This is a genomic window from Pseudofrankia saprophytica, assembly GCF_000235425.2.
In the GTDB taxonomy this organism is placed as follows: domain Bacteria; phylum Actinomycetota; class Actinomycetes; order Frankiales; family Frankiaceae; genus Pseudofrankia; species Pseudofrankia saprophytica.
This window is the reverse complement of sequence record NZ_KI912267.1, coordinates 1263853-1284126: the sequence shown is the minus strand read 5'-3', so window position 1 is coordinate 1284126 and position 20274 is coordinate 1263853. Positions and strand designations below refer to the sequence as shown.

Genomic DNA, 20274 nt, shown 5'->3' with positions numbered 1-20274 from the left:
GACAGGTCCGACAACGGCGTGTGCCCGGCGCTCAGCTCGACGTGACCGGTGGGGCGGGACTGTCGGGCGCGGGACGGCGGAGCCTATGCGGACCTCGGTGGCGGTGAGGTCCATGGCGGATGGGCTCGGTGGCCGAGGATGCTGGAGAATGAGCACCGCAGGTCAGGACGGGCTTGGTGCGTCGGGCAGGTGCCCGGGGGAGGCACGACGTGGCGGTGGCGTCAGGAACGCGCGCGGTGCCGTTGGAGCTGTTGCCGCACCTGCGGCGGGCCCGTGACCACATCGACCGGCATTACCGGGAGCCACTCGACCTCGACGAGCTGGCCCGGGTCGCGCGGGTCTCGAAGTTCCATTTCGCCCGCTGCTTCGAGGCGAGCTACGGCGAGACGCCGATTCGCTACCTCACCCGTCGCCGGATCGAGCGGGCACAGGACCTGCTCCGGCACGCCAACCTGACGGTCACCGAGGTGTGCATGCTGGTCGGTTTCGCCAGCCTCGGCTCGTTCTCGACGCGGTTCACCCAGCTGGTGGGAGAGAGTCCCGCCGCCTACCGCGATCGCTGGGCCGCCCGCGGGGGACCACGGATCCCTGGCTGCTACCTGTTCATGCGCGGCTCCGTGGACCCCCGTTGCACCGCCAGCCCGAACCCCGGCCAGAAAGGCTGAGCGCGCGCGGGCCCGGTGCGCGTGGCGCATCCGCGTCCGGGCGCGCCGGCGTGGGTGGCGGCGACGTGGGCGTCAGCGCGGCAGCGGCTCGCCGTAGAAGAAGTCGTCCATGACGGCGACGTCGTGGCTGGCGTCCTCGGTCGGGCCGAGGACGACGTAGACGATGCGCACCGAGGCGATGACCGGCTCCGGGTAGGCGACGCCGAGGAAAGACAGCGCGTCCGGACCCGACGGCACCCGTTCGGTACCGATCTTTTTGCCGTCGGCGTCGTAGTACTCGAACGTGGGCCCGGCGTCGGTGTCCACATCGGCGTAGACCGCGCCGAACCCGCGTACCGTCGCCGGCTGGTTCGTGCCGGGCACGAAGAACTTCAGGTCGACGGTTTCGGTGCCGACCGGAGTGAACAGCCGCGGCGCGCTGAAGGTCTCGAAGGTGGCCGGGTAGCTCGGGTTGAGGTCGCCGAACCGGACAGGGACGCCCGCCGGGTTGCCTTCGTCGGCGCTCACGGACAGGTGGCCACCCGCGCCGACCTCGAGTACCAACCCGCGGGCGCGCGGCTCCACGGCCGCGTTGAAGAAGTCCGCCGGCAGCGTGTTCGGCGCCGCGAGCTCGTCCGGCACACCGTCCCAGTTGATCTCGCGATGGCCGTTCGGGGCGCCGCCCGGCGCTCCACCGTTGTCCGGTCCGAGGATTCCGCGGAACTTCTCGACGGTGGCGCTCAGTGCGTCGCCCGCGCCCATGACCACAGTCGGCTCGGCCGCGGCCGCCACCCCCAACGGCGTGGCCGGTCCGGTGGCCTGGTCGCCGCTGGCCGGCTTCGGCTCGGTCGAGGTGCCTGTGCCGCACGCGGCGACGAGCACGGCGGTGGCGGCGAGTCCGGCCAGCACCGCCGGAAGACGGCGCGCCAGCGCGCCTGGGACGCGTGCGCACGTCATGTCCGCGTCCGAGGCTGGCCTTTTGCTTGTGACGTGGGCGTCTGTGGCTTGGTAACTGACCCGCATGGCGGCAGCATCCCGGGACCCGGCGAGCGGGAACATCGGGGGACTTCCTCCTACAGGCGAATGGCTCCAGCGGCCGGCCCGAGGCGTCCGGCCGGCGGCGCGTGGCCCGAGGCGCCCGGTCACCGGTCACCTCCGGCCCGCGACCTGCGCAATTTCGGAGAAGCGAGCCGCGTTCGGTCTGGCCTAGGCTGACTTCATGATCACGAATATTTCGCTAGTCACCGTCTACTGCCGCGACCAGGACGAGACGAAGAACTTCTACGTCGACGTCCTCGGCTTCGAGCCGCGCACCGACATCACCATGGGCGAGGGCTTCCGATGGGTCACCGTCGGGCATCCCAGCCAGCCAGAGCTGGACGTCACCTTGATGATCCCCGGGCCGCCGCTGGACCCGGAGGCCGCCGAGTTCTACCGCCGGCAGCTCGGCAAGGGGAACATGGGCGGCCTCGGGCTCACCGTCGACGACTGCCGCAAGACCTACGAGGAGCTGTCCGCCAAGGGCGTCGAGTTCCTGCAGGAGCCGTCCGACCGGCCTTACGGCGTGGAGGCGGTCATGCGTGACAACTCCGGCAACTGGCTGGTCATCGTCGAGCCGCGGGAGTTCAGCCCGGCCGACTTCGCCTGACCCTCGGGACCATCGGGACCCTCGGGAACATCGGCCGCTGGTGGCGCCCCGGCCGCGGAAGGCGCGGGGCGCTCCGTCCTCGGCTCGCCGGACTTCACGGTGATGACGCCGGCCAGGATGAGGACGCCGCCGAGCAGCTGGACGGGCCGGGGGAGCTCGGCGAGCAGCAGCCAGGCGAAGCCGAGCGCCGCCACGACCTCGAACAGGGCGACGAACGAGGCGAGGCGCGGCCCGAGCCGCCGGCTGGCCGCGATCCCCGCGCAGTAGGCCAGCGCGCACGCGACCAGGCCGACCAGCGCCAGCGGCACCCACCAGAGCACCGTCACGTCCCGGTAGGTCACCGGCGCCGTCGACGCGGCCATCGGCACCATCCCGACCCCGCCCGCGACGACCAGCGCGACCGCGCCGACCACGAGCCCGCCGGCGGCGAGCACGATCGGCGGAAGGCCCGTGTCGTCGGCCGCTGACAGCACGAAGTAGATCGCCGCGCCGACCATCGCGCCGAGCGCCCACAGCATGCCGACCAGGCTCACCTGGGTGCCGTCGACCAGGTCGAGCACGCCGACGAGCCCGAGCGCGGCGAGGACGGCACCGACCAGCGTCCGCGGTCCCGGCCGCTGCCCGTGCCGGCCCCAGAGCCACAGCACCACCAGCACCGGCGCCGTGTACTCGATGAGCAACGCCGAACCGACCTCCATGTGGTCGACGGCGTTGAAGTAGCACAGCTGGCAGCCGGCGACCGCGATCAGCCCATAGCCGACCAGCAGCCCGGCGTTGCGCCGCAGGAGCCACCACCGTCCGCGCAACGCGACCAGCGCCGGCACCAGCAGCACCGCCGCCGCGATCATCACCCGTGCCGTGACCGCCGCGCCCGCCGTCCAGCCGCTGTCCATCAGCCCACGCGCGAGTGCCCCCGACATCCCGAACGACGCCGCCGAGACGAGCGCCAGCAGCGTGCCAACGGCGGACCCGCTGCCCGCGGCGACGTGACCCGCCGCGCCGTTGTCAGGGGTGCCGTTCGGCAGGTCGGGGGCGGCGCCACCCGCGGTGACGGGGCCGGCGAGCGCACGGACGCCGGCCCCGCCCGCCAGTGTGGCCACCGCGGCGCCGTCTCCCGCCCGGCCGGGTGCCGCCATGTCATGTGTCAGGGACTTCATGACTAATGACGCTATGTCGGTCGGGTGTAATATGTCAACGTGCTGTTTGCTCATGACACGGAGGCGTCGCTGCTCGCGGCGGTCTGGCTGGTCAATTCCGCCGAGCCGCCGGACACTCTCGAGACCGTCGAGCAGCTGGACGACTTCTTCGACGAGTTCCACTACACCGGCCACCGCGACGGCGACGAGACCGAGCTCGCCGCGGTCCGCGAGCTGCGCCCGAGGCTGCGCCGCCTGCTCGCCGGCAGCCGCGACGACGCCGCCGAGGTGGCCAACCAGGTGCTCGCCGACGCCCACGCCGTCCCGCGCCTGGTCCGGCACGGCGGCTTCGACTGGCACATTCACGCCGTTCCGGGGAACGCGCCGTTCACTACTCGGATCATGGTCGAGACGGCGATGGCGATGGTCGACCTGATCCGCCTCGACGAGATGACCCGTCTCGCCGTCTGCGCCGCCGACGGCTGCGAGGGCCTGGTCATCGACCTCTCCCGCAACCGCTCCCGTCGCTTCTGCTCGGTCGCCTGTGGCAACCGCGAGGCCGTCGCCGCCTACCGGGCCCGCCGGCGAGCGCCAACTGTATAGAAATTCTTCGCGTTTCCCCTAACAAAAAGTAGATGGACCTCCGTTGAGGTCCAGAGCAGGCTCTGCGCGTGCGATGTCCGCGCGCGGACCGATGTGGACCGATGTGGACTGCCGGCCCGGCTGGAAGGTTGTGCGTTGATGACGAGGCGGGGCTGGGCGCTGTTCGCGGCGATGAGCGTGATCTGGGGAATTCCCTACCTGCTCATCAAGGTGGCGGTCGAAGGAGTGTCGGGGCCGGTGCTGGTGCTGGCCCGCACGGGGGTCGGCGCGCTGGTGCTGGCCCCGCTGGCGTTGCGTGACCGGGAGGGCTGCGCCCAGGTGGCGCGGCACTGGCGGCCGATCCTCGCGTTCGCCACGATCGAGATCCTCGGCCCGTGGATCCTGCTCTCCGATGCCGAGCAGCATCTGTCCAGCTCGCTGACCGGCCTGCTCGTCGCCGCCACTCCGGTCGTCGCGGTCGTCGCGACGCGGCTCGCCGGCGGCACCGAACGCATCACCATGGCCCGCTGGCTCGGCCTCGCGATCGGGACCGGCGGCGTCGCGGCGCTCGCCGTGCCCGGCATCGACGGCTTCGGCGTCCGGCCGGTCCTGGAGGTTCTCGCCGTCGCGGTCTGCTACGCGACCGCCCCGTTGATCGCCGTGCGCCGGCTCGGCGACGTGCCGTCGTTGCCGATGACGGCCGCCTGCCTCACGTTCGCCGTGCTCGTCTACACCGGCCCCGCCGTCGCGACCTGGCCGAGTGCCGTCCCGAGCGCCCGGGTTCTGGGCGCGCTCGTCGCCCTCGGCCTGATCTGCACGGCGCTGGCGTTCGTCCTGTTCTTCGCGCTGATCCGCGAGGTCGGCAACGCCCGCGCGACCGTCATCACCTACGTCAACCCGGCGGTCGCCATCGCCGCCGGCGCGATCTTCCTCGGTGAATCGCTGACCTGGTCCATCGGCGTGGGGTTCACGCTGATCCTCGTCGGTTCGGTCCTGGCGACGACCTCCGCGCGGCCACCGGCCGCGACCGAGCCACCCCTGGTCGCCCCGTCCACCCTGTCGGCCCCGTCCACCCTGTCGGCCTCGGCCGTCCTGGCCGGGTCGGCCACATCGGTCGCGGCACCGCCGGCCTCGCCACACCCGGCTCCGGGCGCGCCGTCGACCCGACAGCCGGGCGTGCGCGGCTGGGCCCTGTCCCGCCACAAGCCCGCCCGCTAACGCCGCCTCACCAGACGCCCCCCGTCCGCGCCAGCTGGCCGACGATCAGTCAGACGCCGCGCGTCACCACTGGCGCGCCGCGTCTGACTGATCTCCAGAACTCACGCCTCTCCAGAACTCACGCCGCGGCTGGCGGCAGCCGCGGCGGGCGGCATCAGCCGGAGCTCGCCCCGCGCGTCCCGTAGCGGGCGCGGAGGTCGACCTTGCGGACCTTGCCGCTGGCGTTGCGGGGGAGCACGTCGACGATCTCGATGGCGGTCGGCTTCTTGTAGGAGGCGAGCCGGTCCCTCGTCCAGGTGAGGATGTCGTCGAGCGTCGGCGGGTCGTTCGGGTCGGCGGGTTCGATCACCGCGAGCGGCGTCTCGATCCAGCGCGGGTGCGGGACGCCGATGAGGGCCACGTCGCGCACCTTCGGGTGGCCGGCGACGGCATTTTCGACCTCGGCGCAGTAGATGTTCTCGCCACCTGAGATGATCATGTCCTTCTTCCGGTCGACGACGTAGAGGAATCCCTCCGCGTCCTCACGGACGAGGTCGCCAGAATGGAACCAGCCGCCGGCGTACGCCGCCGCCGTCGCCTCGGGGTTGCGCCAGTAGCCGGACATGAGCCCCGGCCCCCGGTAGACGATCTCCCCGACCTCGCCGCGCGGCACGTCCCGCATCTCGTCGTCGACGATGCGGACCGCCACCGTCGGCACCGGCCTGCCGACCGACCCCAGCTTGCGCGGCGCGTCGGCGCCGTCCAGCACGCAGGTGACCGGCGACAGCTCCGTCTGCCCGAAGACGGCGACATTCGCGACGCCCGGAAACGTCGCCGCCATCGCCTCCAACGTCGACGCCAATGCGGGCGACGCGCCCCAGGACATCGACTGCAGCGCCAGATCCCGCTCCCGCACCCCTGGCACCTCGCACACCGCCTGCCACTGCGTCGGCACGAGGAAGGCGCTGGTAACCCGCTCGCGGGCCATCAGGTCGACGAGCGCCGCCGCGTCGAACGCCCCCGTCGGCACCACGACGGCCCGGCCGCCGGTCAGCAGCACCGGTGCCAGCGCGCCGACGCCGGCGATGTGGAACAGCGGAGCGCTCACGAGGACCACCGCCTCGCCGTCGGCGAGGCGGTAGGAGCGCATCGCCGTGATCGCCTGCATCAGCAGGTTGAGATGGGTCAGCATCGCGCCCTTGGGGCTCCCGGTCGTCCCCGACGTGTACATGATCAGGAACGTGTCGGTCTCGCGGACCTGGGCGTAGGGGAACCGTCCACCCGCCACCCCGGCCGTGCCCGCGTCGTCCGGCCGTTCGGGTTCGACCGCGACCGCCGCCTCGAAGTCCTCGGCGCCGGCCCCGGCCCGCGCCGGATCGCCGCCCGCCACCAGGCACACCTCGACCGGCACCTGGGCGCGCGCCGCGGCGGCGACCGGGGCGGTCGCCGCGTCCGCGACCAGCGCGACAGCGCCGCAGTCGTCCAGGATCCAGGCCACCTCCGCGCCGACCAGCCGGAAGTTCACCGGCACCGCGACCGCGCCGGCCCAGGCGGCGGCGAGCACCGTCTCGATGTGCTCGACGCGGTTGAGCATCAGTGTCGCGACCCGGTCGCCCGGCCGGATCCCGCGCCGCACCAGCGCCGCCGCGATCCGCGACACCCGGTCGGCGAGCTCGGACCAGGTGACGCCGCGACCGTCGAACCGCAGGGCGACGCCGTCCGGGATCTGATGGGCGTGCCGCACCAGCTGCGTCACCCAGGTGTACGTCCGTGCGGCCTCGAGAGCCGGATCGGGCGCTCCCCGGCCGCCGCCCGCGCCCGCCGCGCCCGCCCCCGAGATCGTCCGGTTCGTCGTGGTCACCATCCGTCCGCCTCCAGATCCGCCGGGCGCCCCGCCGCCGATTGTGTGACGCCGATCACTGACGTTAGGTCGGATCGGCCGCGCGCGGAACCCGGGACCGGGCGTTCGTCCGGCGCAGGGAGCGGACGGCCGTCCAGGGAGACGTCCCGAGAAACCGCGAGAGAGCTGGGCCGTCGCACGAAGGCGAGGTCGGCGGACCGGCCTGTCGGTGCCCGGACCTACCGTGGAGGCATGTGCCGCAACATCACGGAGCTGCGCGGCCTCGAGCCGCCGGCGACCGACGAGGAGATCGAGGCAGCCGCGCTGCAGTTCATCCGGAAGGTCAGCGGACTGCGCCAGCCGCCGCCGGCCGTCGCGGAGGCGTTCGACGGCGCCGTCACCGACGTGGCGGCCATCGTCCACCGCCTGCTGGACGGGCTCCCCGCCCGCCGCCAGCCGCCGGCGGCCGTCCCGCCGCTGCGCCGTCCCGAGGTTCGCGCCCGCCTCGGCCGCTGAGCACCGCCCGCGGCCCGTCCAGCCGCGCCTCGCCCTTACCCCTCGTCACAGCTGCACCCATGCGCGTGTACGCGCACATGGGTGCGCCGGTGCGCGTACGCGCACATCGGTGGCGCGGGGCGTCAGACGACCTCGGTGAAGGCATCCAGGAACGAGGCGGCAGGGGTGCCGCACGGATCGTTGAAGTACTCGCGGCCGCCGAGCAGGGCGAACAGCGGAACCGGAAGGCGGGTGACGTAGCGGCGCAGGCGAGCTGGCGCGCGCGGGCCGGCGAGCTGGGAGGCATGCGCGGCAAGTGAGGCGCGCTTCTGGCGCGCATAGCGGCGGACGTCCACCCGGTAGGCGATCTCCCGGCGTGGGGTGAACATCGGGGGAGCGGGCTCCGGCACCGCCGCGGCCGGGCTACCTGGCCGGGACGACCGGAACAGCCGGGACGACCGGAACAGCCGGAACAGCCGCGACGGCCGGAACAGCGAGCCCAACCGGCCGACGCGGACCAGTCGCTCGATGGTCTCGCGCGGGAGCGTCGCCTCCAACAGCCGGACGCCGCCGACCAGGTCCGCCGCGCGGACGCCTACCTCGTGCACCCGCACATGATCACGATGCCCGTACCCACCGCGCGCGTCGTAGCTGATCAGCACCGACGCCTTCTCCGCGCGCAGCAGGTCGGCCAGTCTCCCGGCCGCCTCGTCGAGGTCGGCGCGCGCGAACCGCTGCCGGTCCACCGGGTCCGGGTAGAACAGCGGCCCATGCCCGCTGTCGGCGTAGCCGAGGTGCTCGACCCGGGCGGCCCCAAGCTCCGCCGCGCTTGCCCGCAACTCGTCCAGGCGGACGCGTGCCTGCGGATCGGAGCCGTTTCCCAGGTGCCCGTCGGTCGCGACGACGATCACCACGCGATGTCCCGCCGCGGCGAGCAACGCCAGCGTCCCACCGCTCCACAGCGCCTCGTCGTCCGGATGCGCGTGCAGTGCCACCACCGAGCCCACGTCCGGGATCGTGCCAGACCGGCCAGACGGGGCCGGAACCGCGGCGCTCAGGGCTTCCGCGCGACCGCCACCCAGATAGGCACGGGGGTGGAGTCGGCGCCGGGGTCGGGACGCCACTCGGAGGCGGTGACGAGGCCGGGCTCGACGAGTTCGAGACCGGCCACGAAGCGCGCGACCTCGTCGCGTGTCCGGTAGACGGAGACCACCGGGCTGCTGGCGCTCGCCTCGTCCATGCTGCGGGCGGTCTCGGGACGGACGTCCGCGGCGATGTGGGCCAACGAGAGGTAGCTGCCAACCGGCATCGCGTCCAGGAGGGTTCGGATGACCTGGTGCGCCTCGTCGAACTCCGGGATGAACTGCACCACGCCGTGCAGCAGGGTCGCGATCGGCTGGGAGAAGTCCAGCGCGTCCGCCGCCTCCCCCAGGATCTTCTCCGGGTCACGCAGGTCGGCCTGCAGGTAGGCGGTCGTGCCCTCGGGAACACCGGTCAGCAGCGCCCGGGCGTGCGCCATCACGAGCGGGTCGTTGTCGACGTAGACGATGCGGCTCTCGGGGGCGACGCGCTGGGCGACCTCATGGATGTTGTCGTTGGCCGGCAGGCCGGTTCCGATGTCGAGGAACTGCCGGATGCCCGCGTCGGCGGCCAGGTACGTCACGGAGCGTCGCAGGAAGGCCCGGTTCGCCTGCGCGATATGGGGGATGGTCGGGTCGATCGCCAGCATCTGTTCGGCCAGGGCGCGGTCGACGGCGAAGTTGTTCTTGCCGCCGAGGAAGTAGTTGTAGATCCGCTCTGGATGCGGGATATGCGGATTTAACCCGGCCAAGGACTGCTCGTCATTGGGCATGTCCACTCCGTCCTCGGCCGCTGCGTCGCGGCGCATCTGGACATATTCGCAGAGCGTTGGACAACTGGTCATCCGACCGCCGTCGCTGCGCCGCCTGGTAGTCGACTGCGCACGGTGACGGGCGGCGGGAGCGGGCCGGCGGGAGCGGGCCGGCGGGAGCGGGCCGGCGGGTACGGGCCGGCGGGAGTGGGCCGGTGGGCTCGCTCCCGCCGGCTGTCGGCAAGCGTCGCGCCGGCGCCCTACTCCTCGCCGACGGGGGAGAGGTCGTCGTAGCGCTGGTGGGTGAACGGTATGACGTCCTCCTGCGGCAGGCGGCGCACGACGGCGCCGGTCTGGATGCTGGACCGCTCGGCGAGCTCGATGCCGACGAGGCGCCGCACCGGCAGGTCCGCGACCGGGTCGAACCGGGACTCGCGCAGGATGACCTCGCCGTCCACCCGGAACAGCCTGCGGTTCTTCTCCCGACGCTGGACGTGCACCAGCGCGGGGTCGTCGTCGAAACCCTTGCCGTCGGGCGCGGGCTGGAACTTGAGGTAGAAGCTGGTACGCACCCCGTTCGCCGGCAGGGACAGCTCCTCGACGAGCTGCCCGTTGATCTCGACATAGGTCACGCCGAGCCGGGTGAACGAGCCGGTCAGCCGCGTGCCCACCGCGAGGTCACCATCGAGGTCGAGGCGGACGTCGGCGATCTTCTTCGGCTCGCCGAACGTCTCCCGACCGCCGATGACCGACTGCTCGGTCGACATCGGCATCGTGAGCGCGTAGTCGCCGACCAGCCCGTCGTGGACGGCGCCGACGCCGAACGTGCCGGCGCCGAACGGCGCCAGGCCGCGCCCGACGTCGACCCGCGCGACGGTGACGCGCACGTGCTCGGGCGTGGCCGCGACCAGGGGCGGCGGTAAGACGGCCGCGATGAGGTCGGGGTCGGTCTCGTAGATCGCGACCAGCGAGGTCGCCCAGGTATCGACCGAGGTCGCCTCGACCTCGCGGTTGCGCAGCTGTTCGGGGGTGCGGGCGCCATAGCGGATGCGGGTGGCCACGACATCTCCTTCGGTGCGGGGGTGGGGAGTGCTCAGCTCCCGGCGGGGATGCCGTAGCCGATGAGGGCGGGGCACATCTCCGCCTCGATGGGCAGCGACGCCGGCTTCAGCGGCTCGGCGACCTCGGCGACCGTCGGGCCGAACCGGTCGGCGAGCGGGCGCAGCGCCGCCAGGTCGAAGCCGTAGGCGGTGGCGGCGTTGCCGGCGAGCATCCGCGCGACGTCCACCGGGTCGACGCCGGCGAACGCGGCCCGCAGCGCCTCGCGGGAGTAGGGGTGGCTGCCCTCCCGGTGCGGGTAGTCGCTGCCCCACATGATCTTGTCGAAGCCGAGGCGCCCGGCGGCCGGCACCTCGTGCCCACGCAGGAAGCTCGCGCCGATGCGGACCTGCCGGGCGAAGTACTCGCTCGGGCGCAGGCTCATCCCGCCGACGAGGTCCTTGCCCCAGACCGCCTCCTGCGAGTCGGCGGCGCCGCTGCCCATCCGGTCGAAGAAGTAGTCGAGGCGGGCCAGCTCGTCGGGGACCCACGCGGTGCCCTGCTCGGCGAGCACCAGCCGCAGGCCGGGGTGGCGCTCGAAGACGCCGCCGACGAGCAGGTGAGTGAATGCCCGGTGCGCCCACCAGGTGACCTCCAACAGCAGGATCACCTTGTCCTCGGCGCGCTCGCCCGCGGCAGGCGCGGCGCTGCCGCTGTGGTGGTTCACCGGCATGTCCAGCTCTTCGCAGACCGACCACAGCGGCTCGTAATACGCCGGGTCGTACAGCGGGGGCACGCCGGAGCCGGGTGGCGCGCCCGGCAGCAGCACACCGCCGAACAGGCCGTTCTCCTTCGCCCAGCGCACCTCGGCGACGGCGGCGTCCAGGTCGTGCAGCATGATCTGGCAGATCCCGGCCCGCCGGCCCTGGGCCGCGGCGCAGAAGTCAGCCATCCAGCGGTTGTGCGCCCGCAGACCGGCCCAGCGCCGCTCCAGGTCGCCGGCGTTCGGCGCCGGCGGCTGCTCGACGAGCGAGTTGTTCGGGTAGAACGGCGGGACCGTGTTCGGGTAGATCACCTCGGCGACGATCCCGTCGCCCTCCAGATCGGCCAGCCGGCGGTCGGAGTCCCAGTTCCGGCCGCCCAGGTCCCCCTTGAGGTCGTCATAGGGAATGGCGTAGTCGGCGGCCCAGGCGTCGAAGTCGTCGAGCCAGCGGTTTTCCAGATAGGGGCGGTAGCCGTGCAGGCTCCCGCCGCCATGGCAGTCGGCCGAGATGACGATGTAGCGGTCGTCCGGAGCCGGAGCCGGAGCCGGAGCCGGAGCCGGAACAGGAACAGGAACAGGAATCGGAGCCGGGACGGGAGCCGGGGCTGCCGCGTCGGCGGTCATTCCACCACGCCCCAGGGGAGGTCCTGGCCGGTCAGCCAGTGTCGGCCGGCGTCGCGGGCCCGCGCCCATTTCGCGACGTTGGCCGTGTCGTCGGTCTGGCCGAGGCTTTCGGGGGTGACGTTCAGCCGGTCCGCGATCGGGCGCAGCTGCGCCAGGTCGAAGCCGAACACCTCGGCCGCGGCTTCGCCGAGCATCCGGCGGGCCTCGGCGACCGGGACGTCGTGGAAGGTCTTCCTCATCCATTCGCGCGAGCGCGGCCAGGTGCCTTCGGGATGCGGGAAGTCATTGCCCCAGAGCATGTTCTCCAGGCCGATCTCGTAGCGCATGCCGATCTCGCGCCGCTTCGTGTTCGACGAGCAGATGAAGCAGTTGCGGTCGAAGTACTCGCTCGGCGACATCGTCAGGTCGCCCAGCGAGCCGAGCTTCTCCGCGCCCTTCTGGCCGAGGTAGAGCCGGTCCCAGAACCACAGCAGGTTCGCCACCCACCAGCAGCCGGCCTCGGCGACGCCGAACCGCAGCCGCGGGAACCGCTCGAACACGCCCGACCAGAGCAGGAACCACAGCGGCCGCGCCGGCCACCACGTCACCTCGGTGACGTAGATGCCGAGGTGGTCGCCGTAGGACTCCTTGTCCGCCGGGCCGGAATGGGTGAGCACCGGCATCTCCAGGTCCTGGCACAGCTTCCACACCGGGTCGTAGCGCCGGTCGTGGTAGGGCGCCTGGTGCATCCACATCGCCGGGATCATCACGGCGCGCAGGCCGGACTCGTAGGACCGGCGGATCTCGGCGAGCACGTCGTCGAGCGGGGCGGTGATCTGCACCAGCGCGATGCCGCGCCGCCGCAGCGGCGAATCGGCGCACAGCTCGGCGAGCCAGCGGTTGTGCGCGCGGGCACCGGCGAGGCCGAGCACCGGGTCGAGGTCCCCGGAAAGGCCGAGCCCGGTGCCGAAAGGTGCGCAGGTGCGGCTTTCCACGGCGTCCGCGTCCGGGAAGATGATCTCGGCGGTTATGCCGTCCGCGTCCATCTCCTTGTTGCGCCGCGCCGCCTCCCAGCCGCCCTCCAGGCCCTCGGCGTTCTCGGTGAACCATTTCTGGGCGAACTTCGCGTCGGAGGTTCCCATGCGGCGGATCTCCTCGACCGCCGCGGGCCTGCCGGCGAGGAACTCGTCGAACGCCGGGTGGAATTCCTTCTCCAGGTAGTCCCGGTACAGCTCCGTCGGTAAGCCCGCGTGGCTGTCGGACGTGATGACGATGTACGGCGTGGTTGTGCCGGCGGCGGTGCCGGAGGTACCCGCGCCGCTGGCGGGCTCGCCTTTTCCTGTCGCGGACAAGGTGTTCTCGGGGGCTTTGTGGTCGGCGGCTTCGTGCTCGGACGCGGAGGCCATGGGGCGTCCCCTTCGGCTCGGCCGGCCCCTGGGACCGGCCGCTAGGTCGGCCGCTAAGTCGGCCGCTCGGGCGGCTCGGCGGCGGCTGCCCGCCGCCCGATCAGGGAACCTCTTTGCATCAACCATGTCAATCTTTGCACTATGCGAAAAGAGGGCGATAGGGTCGCCGCATGTCGTCGCGCCCGCGGCCATCCCCGCAGACCGACCGGGTCATCGCCGTCGTCGAGATGCTCGCCGGCGCTCCGGGTGGCCTCAGCCAGTCGGAGATCTCCCGGCGGCTCGGCACCACCGCGGCCACCTGCTACCCGACGCTCGCGGCGCTCGAGCGCGCCGGCTGGCTGCGCCGCCACCCGACGCGGCGCACCTACGCGCTCGGCCCCGGGCTGATCGCCGCCGGCCAGGCCGCCACGGCCGGCACCGACGCGCTGGCCGCCGGGCGCGGCCGGATGGCCGACCTGCACCGCAGGCTCGGCCTGTCCGTGGTCGCGCTCGTCCCGGCGGCCGAGTACGCCACGGTCGCGCACCTGGTCGTCGACCCGCGCGGGCGCCCGGTCGCCACGCTGCGCGTCGGTGACACGATCCCGTTCCACCCGCCGCTGGGGATCACGTTCATGGCCTGGCAGCCGGACGCCGTGGTGGAAGGCTGGCTCGACCGCGGCGGCGTCACCGACCCGGCCGACCGCGGCGAGTACCGCGAGCTTCTCCACGTCATCCGCGCCCGCGGCTACTCGGTCGAGCTGTCCGCCTCCCTCGACGAGCGGGTCCGTCGCCAGGTCGGCGCCGCTGCCGCCGCCAACCTGCGCGGCCAGCTCCCCGGCCTGCTACGCGACCTCGCCGCCGGTCTCGCGAGCCCGTCGGACTTCGTCGCGGGCGCGCTCGACCCGGACCAGGACTACCGGGTCGACTCGCTGTCCGCGCCCGTCTTCGACGCCCACGGCGCCGTCGCCCTCGTCGTCTCCCTGCGCGGCTTCGCCGCGGCTGTCACCGGAGCCGAGACCACCCACCTCGCCACCGCGCTCACCGCCGCCGCCATCACCATCACCGCCGACGTGTCCGGTCGCCCCCCGGACCTCGGCGACCTCTAGCGGGAGCGGGAGCTCTCTGGTTTCCAGCCGAGGACCGGGCCCAGCCTTTCGGCCATGTCGGTGAGGATCTGGACGTAGTCCTCGTGCTCGAAGGTGAAGGGGAGGGCGAAGGCGACCTCCGTGACCTCGCGGAAGCCGGCATGGGCGTAGAGGGCCTCGGCGATCTGCTCCGAGGTGCCGAGCAGGTCGCGGGCGAACAGCATGCGCTGCGGCCCCTGCGGGCTGAAGGTCCGGGGGGTGCGGGCGTCGACGTAGGCCTGGTAGCGGGAGCGCTGGTCGGCGGTGGCGCTGTCGGTCGGGATCACGACGAGGCCCTGGGACACCCGAGCGGCGGGGCCGTCGGGGTGCGCCGCGCGGAACGCCTGGATGTGGGATCGCTGGACGGTGGCGAAGTCGTCCGCGTCGACGGTGTCCTTGTCGTCGACGGCCCGTACGACGCTGCTGGTCAGGAAGTTCATGTCATGCTCGCCCGCCCACGCGGCCGACGCGACGCTGGCGCCGCCGTACCACATCCGGGACCGCAGCCCGGGCGAGTGCGGCTGCACCCGGTCGGAGAACTGCTCGAAGCCCTCGGCGCCGCGGAACGCGCTCGCCGGCTCGCCGGCCACGTGCCTCAGCAACCGGGCGACCCGTTCGTAGGTGAAGTCCTCGAGGTCGCCCGTATCCGGGTAGAGCGCATCCTTGACCCGCTCGTAGAAAAGCGGTGGCCCGACGCTCACACCTGGGTTGACCCGTCCGCCGGAGAGAATGTCGACGGTCGCGAGGTCCTCCGCCAACCGCACCGGATTCTCCCAGCCCAGCGGCGTGACCGCCGTGCCGAGGTGGATCCGACTGGTCCGCTGCGTGGCGGCCGCCATGATCGCGATCGGCGACGATATCCCGTACTGCAGGTGCCGGTGGCGCAGCCAGGCACTGTCGAACCCGAGCCGTTCGCCCAGCTCGATGATCCGCAATGTGGACTGGTGCCCCGGACCGGGGTCGTTCTCGTCGAACAGCCCGATTGTCAGGAAGCCGAGCTGCTCCAGTGCGGCCCCCGGCACAGGCATACCGCACCCCCGACCTCGGCATTCGCGACTTCTCGACCTTACCGGTCGACGTAGGCGGGCACCTGCCGGCCGGCCGCGCCGTTGGCTGCCGAGGTGCTGCCGGCTGCCGAGGTGCTGTCGAGTTGTCGTCGGCTGTCGAGGTGTGGGTGTCGCGCTAGGCCTGCTGGCAGGCTCGCGGGAGGGTGCGCCCGGCCGGTGGGCGGGCGCACAGCAATGCCCAGGCTGCGAGAGTCGAGGCGTCCTGGATGACGCCGTCCGCGAGCATGGCGAGCCATTCGGGGTGGCTGAACCGGCGGGCCACCAGATCCTGCTCTTCGACGGTCGGTGCGCGCGGGCCTTCGGTCAGGTCGGTGGCGAGCCAGACGTGGCAGCCCTGGGTGGAGTAGCCGTAGGCGGTGAACAGCCGGCCGAGGTGGTCGAGCCGGCCGGCCCGCAGCCCGGTCTCCTCCCGCAGCTCCGCCGCGGCGAGCACCGCCGGGTCGATGTTCGGCTGGTCCTCCCAGGAGCCCTGAGGGAACTCCCAGAAACGTGCGCCGACCGGGTAGCGGTACTGCTCGACGAGCCACACTCCGTCGGCGTCCACCGGGATCACCAGCGCGAAGTCCGCCTTCTCGACGACGCCGTAGATCCCGGTCGACTGGTCGGCCCGGACGATCGTGTCCTCCCGCACCCGCATCCACGGGTTCTCGTACACCGCTCGGCTCGCCCGTACGGCGATCGGCCCGTCGTCCGCCACGCCCACCTCGCCACCGAGTCGTCGATCCGCCTGCCCTGCTTCCCGCCTGCCTTTACCTACCTCATGACGGTCTGTCTTCGCGGGATAACGGCCAGCCCGCCATGCCGGGCGTTTGGGATGTTGCGGGCCACCTCCCGGACGCGCCGGCTTTACGTGAAGCAAAGGGGTGGTGTGCGGCGGAATGGTCGTGTAACCGTTTCAAAACGGGATGAACCTATGGTCGGAAGGCATGCGTGTCACCGCCGAGCCGCTCCTGCGGCACTACTGGTACCCGGTTGCCTTCGCCTCCGACCTCGGAGGCGCGCCCCTCGCCCGCCGGCTGCTCGGCACCGACGTCGTCCTGTGGCGGGACGCCGAGGGACGGCCCGCCTGCGCCGCCGACCGCTGCCCACACCGCGACGCCAAGCTGTCCCGCGGCTGGACCGAGGACGGCGCCGTCGTCTGCCCTTACCACGGCTGGCGGTACGGCTCGGACGGAAAGTGCGTGCTCATCCCGCAGAACGCGCCAGGGCAGCGGATCTCACCGCGCGCCGTGGTGGCGACCTACCCGGTGACCGAGGCGCTCGGACTGCTGTGGGTCTGCCTCGACCCCGCCTCGGAGCCAGCCACCGCGATGGCCGGCATCCCGGCGATCCCGCAGTTCGGGCAGCCGGGCTGGCGGGTCGTCCAGGAGTTCGACACCGTCTGGCCCTGCTCGGCGCCGCACCTGCTGGACAACAACCTCGACCCGGCGCACATCGCCTTCGTGCACCGCCGGACGTTCGGCAACCCGCGGACGCCGCACATCGACCGCGTCGAGATCACCCGCAGCGCGGCCGGGATCCGACTCGTCTCCCGCGTCCCCGTCTACGCCCGCCCCGGCGAGACCGGCGTGACCGAGCGGCGCACCACCACCGACGTGTACGCCCCCTTTACCGGCGTCTTCCACATCCGCTACCCGGACGGCCTGTCGCACATCATGGTCAAGGCGATCGCGCCGGTCGACGACGGCACCTGCCGGCTGCTGCAGTTCGTGGTCCGTAACGACACCGAGGCCGACCGCCCCGCCGCCGACATCATCGCGTTCGACTCCGCCGTCCGCGACGAGGACTGGTGTGTCCTCGAGACCATGCCGCCGGACTACCACCTGGACCTGACCGCGAACGTCCACATCGACACCGACCGCGCCACCATCGCCTACCGCCGTCTGCTCGCCGAGGCCACCGCAGGGACCTGGCGGCCGGCCGGCCCGGCCGGTCCCGCGGGCGAGGCCGGCGCGGAGCCGGATGGCGCCCTGGCGGCCGAGATCGACGCCGTGCTGAGAACGAGCTGATGCCGCAGCTGTCGTCGGCCGGGTCGTGGCAACGGCTGGCCGGGGTCGTGGTGGTGCTGACGGCCTGCCAGCCTCGTCACCGCGTATCCGCACGCACCATTCGCGTACCGGTTCGCCGTCGCCGACGGATTCGTTTTCTGTGCCCCTTCCAGCCGGTGGCGTTCGGCATGTCGTCCGGTGTCCGCCGATAGCCTCCAAACCATGCGAGTGCGGCGCGTCGACCCACGCGACACCATGTGGGAACTGGACAACCCGGTATACCGGGTCTATTTCTGGACGCGCCCGGCCCATTCGAACGCCTCGCCCAGCTCGACCGAGTTCGAGATCACGGAGACCGACGTCCCCGCCGTCCTCGACTGGGCCAGACGCACGGCCGGCAACCGCACCTTCGTTCTCTACGCCGTCTGCGAGGCCGACGGCCGCAAAGGCCTGGTCCGCCTGGCCGGCCAGGATCCCAACAGCGGCACGGCGGCGGCCGGAACGATCAGCATCGCTCGGCCGTCAGCCGGAAGTCCTTAGGCTCACTGCCGGCTCGCCAGCGACGGACCATGACGACGAGGGTTGGCCGGCGGCGGCGCTGATCGGAGCCAGGAGCATGGCGGCGACCACGGACGGAGCCGCCTCCGCCATGTCGGTGTTCGTCAGTCCCGGATGGCACCGGCCACGGCCCACGGCCCACGGCCCGCAGCCGGTGGCCGGTGGCCGGTGGTCAGCGATGGAATGGGCCGGGAGCCCGGCGGTCTACTTGATGCCGTGAGCGCGCGGTTCCGCGGGACCGCGCGGAGTGTGGCGCGTGGCGCCCTCGCCGGTCGTCGCCGCCAACGTCGTGGCGCTGGACGTCCTGACGTTCGAGCGGGCATCGGACGTTCGGAGCCCGGGTTCAGGCGGATGCCGCGACGTCCTGAATGACGGGTGGCCTCCGGAACGTTAGCCGCCCTCCAGGCCGCTCCGCCCCGTGCCGCTCCGCCCCGTGCCGCTTCACCGGCATGGCGGCGTTCCCGAAGAGTCGATCATTGCTCTGAGCTGGGGCGATGGCGCAAAAGTGTCGGAGGCGGGTGGGAGTCTGGTTGCGTCGGTGGCCCATTGACCCCGGGTGGTGGTGGCGATGTCCGCGATCGCGATGTCCGAGTCCGAGTCGGCGTCAGCGTCAGATGCCGTGTCGTCGCCGTCTGTGCTGTCCGTGGACGTGGAGGCTGCTCCGCTGGAGGTGTTGGAAGGGGAGATCGTCGCGTGGGCAGGACGACTCGCGGCGGCGACCTGCGGCTGGTTGGTGATGGTTGCGGCGTTCGACCGGCGGGGTGGCTGGTCGGGGCAGGGGTTCTCGTCCTGCGCGCACTGGCTGGCGTGGCGCTGTGGGCTCGCGGCGCGCACCGCCCGGGAGCACCTGTCCGTCGGGCACGCGCTGGAGACCTTGCCCGCGATGCGGGCGGCGTTCGCGGCTGGACGGCTGTCCTATTCGAAGGTGCGTGCGGTGACGCGGGTCGCCGAGCCGGACAGTGAGACGGCCTGGCTGAACCATGCGCTGTGCTGCACGGCGGCGCAGTTGGAGAGACTCGCGGCCACCTGCGAGCGGCTGACCGGCGACCACGCGGGTCAGCGGGCGGGACGCCGGGTGTCATGGCGGACCGGCCGGGACGGGATGCTGCGGCTGTCGGCGGTGCTACCGGCGGACGAAGGCGCCCAGCTCGTGGCCGCGATCGACGCGGCCCGCGCGAGCCTGGAGGACACCACCGCGCCGCCACCTCCGGACGAGACCGACCAGGTACCGGCGGACGGGGAGGTGGTCGCGGCGCCGCGGGACCGTCGGCTGGACGCGGACGCGCTGGTGACGCTCGCGAACGGCTTCCTGGACCGGCCTGCCCCCGGTCTCCTGCTGCCATCGCACACGGTCACCGTTCACGTGGACGCCGATACTCTTCTGCGCACCGGCCGGCCGTGTCCAGCGAGCCCCCACCCCGCCAGCGCCAACTCGGCCGACGGGGATCGGACCAACGTGGCCGATGCCCCCGATGCCCCGGACGCCCCCGAAACCCCGGACACAGACCAGGTCTTTGGCTCCGGCATCCGCGGTGCCGTCGGGGAGGTTGCCTCGCTCGATGGTCCACCCGGCGCCCGTCGACTGTCGCGAGCCGACGTCGAGCCTGGGATCGGTCTGCCCATGTCGGCGCTGCGCCGGCTCGGCTGCGACGGCCTCCTGCGCGCACTGCTGTCCGACGCCGAGGGCAATCCGTTGCACCTCGGGCGGCGCCGCCGGCTACCCAACCGCCGGCTGCGCGACGCCGTCTACGCCCGGGACCTCGGTACCTGCCAGTACCCGGGCTGCGAGCGCACCCGCTGGCTCCAGATCCACCACCTGACGGAGTGGTCCGCCGGCGGCGGGGCGACGGACATCGGCAACCTGACCATCCTGTGTACCGGTCATCACCATGCCGTCCACGACGAGGGCATCATCCTCGAACGGGGTACCGAAGGCGCGGTCGTGGCGACCTTGCCAGACGGACGTCTCGTGCGGCCCGCTCCGGTCGTCGACCCCGGCCGCCGACCCATCGAGACCCTGGCGGCCGCGACCCGCCACCTCGACGACGACGCGATCCTCGCCCGCGACGGCGGTCGGCTCAACCTCGCCGACTCGATCTGCGTGCTGACCCAGCACCAGTGGAACGAAGCCGCCCAGAGGACGCACGGCGGTTCCGGCGGTCTACGTGACCAGGCAGCAACGGACCATCTCCGCCCACCGGCGGCGCCCGAGCACGGCGGCGCCGGTCGTCGTCACTGGCCCACCGGGAACAGCACCAGACATCCGGTCCGTCGCTCCCAACGCCGCCACCGTCCGACCACCCCCATCGGGGGCGGGTAGCGAGGCCGGCAGGCACCCGGCCTTCCCGCCATCGTCGGAGGAACGTCGCTGCCAG

General features: G+C 72.4%; 19 protein-coding genes. 9 read left to right on the top strand and 10 right to left on the bottom strand.

Going from position 1 to position 20274, the window contains the following annotated elements:
• The first annotated feature begins 209 nt into the window (after positions 1-209).
• A complete protein-coding gene (locus tag FRCN3DRAFT_RS0239890; RefSeq protein WP_007506742.1) occupies positions 210-665 on the top strand; it encodes a helix-turn-helix domain-containing protein in 456 nt (151 codons plus the stop codon).
• A 72-nt stretch (positions 666-737) separates the two neighbouring features.
• Here the strand turns inward: FRCN3DRAFT_RS0239890 and FRCN3DRAFT_RS48610 are convergent, their stop codons facing one another.
• Positions 738-1601: a hypothetical protein gene (locus FRCN3DRAFT_RS48610; RefSeq protein ID WP_051467492.1), complete on the bottom strand. Its 864-nt coding sequence runs from the start codon at positions 1599-1601 to the stop codon at positions 738-740.
• 262 nt (positions 1602-1863) lie between these two features.
• On the opposite strand from FRCN3DRAFT_RS48610, the gene FRCN3DRAFT_RS52365 reads away from it, so the two are divergent.
• A complete protein-coding gene (locus FRCN3DRAFT_RS52365; protein WP_007506740.1) occupies positions 1864-2292 on the top strand; it encodes a VOC family protein in 429 nt (142 codons plus the stop codon).
• Here FRCN3DRAFT_RS52365 and FRCN3DRAFT_RS48605 read toward each other — a convergent pair.
• Complete coding sequence (locus tag FRCN3DRAFT_RS48605) at positions 2202-3449, bottom strand: EamA family transporter (RefSeq protein WP_007506739.1); 1248 nt, start codon at positions 3447-3449, stop codon at positions 2202-2204. The genes FRCN3DRAFT_RS52365 and FRCN3DRAFT_RS48605 overlap by 91 nt on opposite strands.
• Before the next feature lie 39 nt (positions 3450-3488).
• Between FRCN3DRAFT_RS48605 and FRCN3DRAFT_RS0239875 the strand changes: the two genes are divergently transcribed.
• Complete coding sequence (locus FRCN3DRAFT_RS0239875) at positions 3489-4031, top strand: CGNR zinc finger domain-containing protein (protein ID WP_007506738.1); 543 nt, start codon at positions 3489-3491, stop codon at positions 4029-4031.
• A 138-nt stretch (positions 4032-4169) separates the two neighbouring features.
• On the top strand, positions 4170-5228 hold the full coding sequence (locus tag FRCN3DRAFT_RS48600; protein WP_007506737.1) for a DMT family transporter: 1059 nt from the start codon (positions 4170-4172) through the stop codon (positions 5226-5228).
• A gap of 154 nt (positions 5229-5382) precedes the next feature.
• Here FRCN3DRAFT_RS48600 and FRCN3DRAFT_RS0239865 read toward each other — a convergent pair whose 3' ends face one another.
• Positions 5383-7071: an AMP-binding protein gene (locus FRCN3DRAFT_RS0239865; protein ID WP_007506736.1), complete on the bottom strand. Its 1689-nt coding sequence runs from the start codon at positions 7069-7071 to the stop codon at positions 5383-5385.
• Between the two features lie 228 nt (positions 7072-7299).
• Here FRCN3DRAFT_RS0239865 and FRCN3DRAFT_RS0239860 point away from each other — a divergent pair, with 228 nt between their 5' ends.
• Positions 7300-7563 carry a DUF2277 domain-containing protein gene (locus FRCN3DRAFT_RS0239860; RefSeq protein WP_007506735.1) on the top strand — a complete coding sequence of 88 codons (264 nt, stop codon included), beginning with the start codon at positions 7300-7302 and terminating at the stop codon, positions 7561-7563.
• 122 nt (positions 7564-7685) lie between these two features.
• Here FRCN3DRAFT_RS0239860 and FRCN3DRAFT_RS0239855 read toward each other — a convergent pair whose 3' ends face one another.
• The 5 genes from FRCN3DRAFT_RS0239855 to FRCN3DRAFT_RS0239835 form a co-directional block, all read right to left on the bottom strand.
• A complete protein-coding gene (locus tag FRCN3DRAFT_RS0239855; protein WP_027141362.1) occupies positions 7686-8549 on the bottom strand; it encodes a PIG-L deacetylase family protein in 864 nt (287 codons plus the stop codon).
• 47 nt (positions 8550-8596) lie between these two features.
• Positions 8597-9430 (bottom strand): SAM-dependent methyltransferase, encoded by an 834-nt coding sequence (locus tag FRCN3DRAFT_RS0239850; RefSeq protein WP_198536215.1) that lies wholly within the window; start codon positions 9428-9430, stop codon positions 8597-8599.
• A 203-nt stretch (positions 9431-9633) separates the two neighbouring features.
• Positions 9634-10434, bottom strand: coding sequence for an acetoacetate decarboxylase family protein (locus tag FRCN3DRAFT_RS0239845; RefSeq protein ID WP_007506732.1), 801 nt, complete (start codon positions 10432-10434; stop codon positions 9634-9636).
• Between the two features lie 32 nt (positions 10435-10466).
• Positions 10467-11798: an amidohydrolase family protein gene (locus FRCN3DRAFT_RS0239840; protein WP_007506731.1), complete on the bottom strand. Its 1332-nt coding sequence runs from the start codon at positions 11796-11798 to the stop codon at positions 10467-10469.
• On the bottom strand, positions 11795-13183 hold the full coding sequence (locus FRCN3DRAFT_RS0239835) for an amidohydrolase family protein (RefSeq protein WP_007506730.1): 1389 nt from the start codon (positions 13181-13183) through the stop codon (positions 11795-11797). Before FRCN3DRAFT_RS0239835 ends, FRCN3DRAFT_RS0239840 begins: the two co-directional genes overlap by 4 nt.
• Positions 13184-13353: 170 nt before the next feature.
• Here FRCN3DRAFT_RS0239835 and FRCN3DRAFT_RS0239830 point away from each other — a divergent pair, with 170 nt between their 5' ends.
• Complete coding sequence (locus tag FRCN3DRAFT_RS0239830; RefSeq protein WP_007506729.1) at positions 13354-14268, top strand: IclR family transcriptional regulator; 915 nt, start codon at positions 13354-13356, stop codon at positions 14266-14268.
• Here FRCN3DRAFT_RS0239830 and FRCN3DRAFT_RS0239825 read toward each other — a convergent pair.
• Together FRCN3DRAFT_RS0239825 and FRCN3DRAFT_RS0239820 are read right to left on the bottom strand one after the other, a co-directional pair.
• A complete protein-coding gene (locus FRCN3DRAFT_RS0239825) occupies positions 14265-15314 on the bottom strand; it encodes an LLM class flavin-dependent oxidoreductase (protein ID WP_007506728.1) in 1050 nt (349 codons plus the stop codon). The genes FRCN3DRAFT_RS0239830 and FRCN3DRAFT_RS0239825 overlap by 4 nt on opposite strands.
• Positions 15315-15468: 154 nt before the next feature.
• Positions 15469-16050, bottom strand: a complete 582-nt coding sequence (locus tag FRCN3DRAFT_RS0239820) for an NUDIX domain-containing protein (RefSeq protein WP_007506727.1) — start codon at positions 16048-16050, stop codon at positions 15469-15471.
• Positions 16051-16279: 229 nt separating this feature from the next.
• Here FRCN3DRAFT_RS0239820 and FRCN3DRAFT_RS48595 point away from each other — a divergent pair, with 229 nt between their 5' ends.
• The 3 genes from FRCN3DRAFT_RS48595 (at position 16280) to FRCN3DRAFT_RS48590 (ending at position 20219) form a co-directional block, all read left to right on the top strand.
• Positions 16280-17362 carry an aromatic ring-hydroxylating dioxygenase subunit alpha gene (locus tag FRCN3DRAFT_RS48595; RefSeq protein ID WP_051467489.1) on the top strand — a complete coding sequence of 361 codons (1083 nt, stop codon included), beginning with the start codon at positions 16280-16282 and terminating at the stop codon, positions 17360-17362.
• Positions 17363-17563: 201 nt separating this feature from the next.
• Positions 17564-17881 carry a hypothetical protein gene (locus FRCN3DRAFT_RS0239810; RefSeq protein WP_007506725.1) on the top strand — a complete coding sequence of 106 codons (318 nt, stop codon included), beginning with the start codon at positions 17564-17566 and terminating at the stop codon, positions 17879-17881.
• 637 nt (positions 17882-18518) lie between these two features.
• Complete coding sequence (locus FRCN3DRAFT_RS48590; protein WP_232794402.1) at positions 18519-20219, top strand: HNH endonuclease signature motif containing protein; 1701 nt, start codon at positions 18519-18521, stop codon at positions 20217-20219.
• Positions 20220-20274: the final 55 nt, after the last annotated feature.

What these genes read in the sequence shown, in the direction of transcription:
- FRCN3DRAFT_RS48600 (WP_007506737.1), top strand. Translation starts at nt 4,170, where the DNA reads ATGACGAGGCGGGGCTGGGCGCTGTTCGCGGCGATGAGCGTGATCTGG.
- FRCN3DRAFT_RS48595 (WP_051467489.1), top strand. Translation starts at nt 16,280, where the DNA reads ATGCGTGTCACCGCCGAGCCGCTCCTGCGGCACTACTGGTACCCGGTT.
- FRCN3DRAFT_RS0239835 (WP_007506730.1), bottom strand. Translation starts at nt 13,183, where the DNA reads ATGGCCTCCGCGTCCGAGCACGAAGCCGCCGACCACAAAGCCCCCGAG.
- FRCN3DRAFT_RS0239860 (WP_007506735.1), top strand. Translation starts at nt 7,300, where the DNA reads ATGTGCCGCAACATCACGGAGCTGCGCGGCCTCGAGCCGCCGGCGACC.
- FRCN3DRAFT_RS0239865 (WP_007506736.1), bottom strand. Translation starts at nt 7,071, where the DNA reads ATGGTGACCACGACGAACCGGACGATCTCGGGGGCGGGCGCGGCGGGC.
- FRCN3DRAFT_RS52365 (WP_007506740.1), top strand. Translation starts at nt 1,864, where the DNA reads ATGATCACGAATATTTCGCTAGTCACCGTCTACTGCCGCGACCAGGAC.
- FRCN3DRAFT_RS48605 (WP_007506739.1), bottom strand. Translation starts at nt 3,449, where the DNA reads ATGAAGTCCCTGACACATGACATGGCGGCACCCGGCCGGGCGGGAGAC.
- FRCN3DRAFT_RS0239825 (WP_007506728.1), bottom strand. Translation starts at nt 15,314, where the DNA reads ATGCCTGTGCCGGGGGCCGCACTGGAGCAGCTCGGCTTCCTGACAATC.
- FRCN3DRAFT_RS0239840 (WP_007506731.1), bottom strand. Translation starts at nt 11,798, where the DNA reads ATGACCGCCGACGCGGCAGCCCCGGCTCCCGTCCCGGCTCCGATTCCT.
- FRCN3DRAFT_RS0239850 (WP_198536215.1), bottom strand. Translation starts at nt 9,430, where the DNA reads ATGCGCCGCGACGCAGCGGCCGAGGACGGAGTGGACATGCCCAATGAC.
- FRCN3DRAFT_RS0239810 (WP_007506725.1), top strand. Translation starts at nt 17,564, where the DNA reads ATGCGAGTGCGGCGCGTCGACCCACGCGACACCATGTGGGAACTGGAC.
- FRCN3DRAFT_RS0239830 (WP_007506729.1), top strand. Translation starts at nt 13,354, where the DNA reads ATGTCGTCGCGCCCGCGGCCATCCCCGCAGACCGACCGGGTCATCGCC.
- FRCN3DRAFT_RS48610 (WP_051467492.1), bottom strand. Translation starts at nt 1,601, where the DNA reads ATGACGTGCGCACGCGTCCCAGGCGCGCTGGCGCGCCGTCTTCCGGCG.